Below are 1,218 nucleotides of genomic sequence, written 5' to 3' on the forward strand. Positions count from 1 at the left end.
AGCCTGTCACAATCACAGACATGTACATGGGCGAAGGCTTGAGCCGGATGATGGGTAACTGTCAAGTCCGGTTCTTTGGGGGGAGGGATGCGGCGACGTATGCCCTCCTACCCGACAACTTCGACTTTCTCAACCTAACCTCCGCCACCCAAGAGCGAGAGCTAGAAAAAGCTCTGGTCGAAAGAATTAGGGATTTTCTGCTGGAGCTGGGCGTCGGGTTTGCTTTCGTCGGCAGTCAGTATCGCTTGGAGGTCTCTGGCAATGAGTACTTCATGGACATGCTGTTCTACCACCTCAAGCTGCGGTGCTATGTGGTCATTGACCTGAAGGTTACTGAGTTTCGCCCTGAGTACACAGGCAAAATGAACTTCTACGTCGCGGCCGTGGATGACCTGCTGCGCCACCCCGATGACCAGCCCACCATCGGCATCGTGCTGTGTAAATCGAAGAACAAAACTGTTGCAGAATACGCCCTGCGCAATGTCAATACCCCGATCGCCGTTGCCACCCACAGTCTGCCAGAACAACTCAAAGCCAACCTACCCACCATCGAACAGCTCGAAATGGAGATGGATACGGTGGTGACTGAGCTATTGGAGGAGAATAAAGCGGTTGAAACGTGAACTAGCCACGCCGTCTTTTGCACCGATTTCGGACACCCTTCCATGAGAGTTTGCTGGGATGCTACACATAGCAATCCAGCCCTCGAAAATCCATGACCGCACCAGGCAAGGACATCTCAATCGCGCCTTTTTTTATAGTCTTGCCTCATGTGCGTAAATTCATCGCCCAAGACGATACGAACGCGTTCACCATCTTCCTTTCGGACAGTCAGCTCACTGAGACCTAGTTCCGATAGACCATCGGCTAAGGTCAGCAATTGTTTAGTCAAATCTGGTGTGTCCATATCCATCCGTCATTATAGTTCGCTTGTATTATCATCCAGGACAGCGGTGCCCCCTCTAGCCGGTGCCATAACCATGCAAGGGCTTCCAGTATCAGACAATCATTGCCGCTATTTTCCTCAATTCGAATCACCCTGAAAGCATTGACAGATGGGAGCTATAGGCACTCAGTCCCCCAACAGCTCTCTAAGAGGGTGTTTGAAAAGTTAGGGCTTGAGTAAAAAAGCTCACTCCGTATAAGTTGCAGATGAATGTCAGCAATGCCGGAGTGAGACGATGAGTAAAGACTACCCCAGCAACCTAACCCGAGACC

The 1,218-nt window shown here is 51.1% G+C and carries 1 protein-coding gene; it reads left to right on the forward strand.

Annotated elements, in window-relative coordinates; all coding sequences use genetic code 11:
- The coding region (locus VB780_RS14230; RefSeq protein WP_323351821.1) for a DUF1016 domain-containing protein at nucleotides 1-623 on the forward strand (623 nt) is incomplete at its 5' end.
- Nucleotides 624-1,218 lie beyond the last annotated feature (595 nt).

Origin of the sequence: Leptolyngbya sp. CCNP1308 (assembly GCF_034932455.1) — a bacterium.
Taxonomy (GTDB): Bacteria; Cyanobacteriota; Cyanobacteriia; order Phormidesmidales; family Phormidesmidaceae; genus Nodosilinea.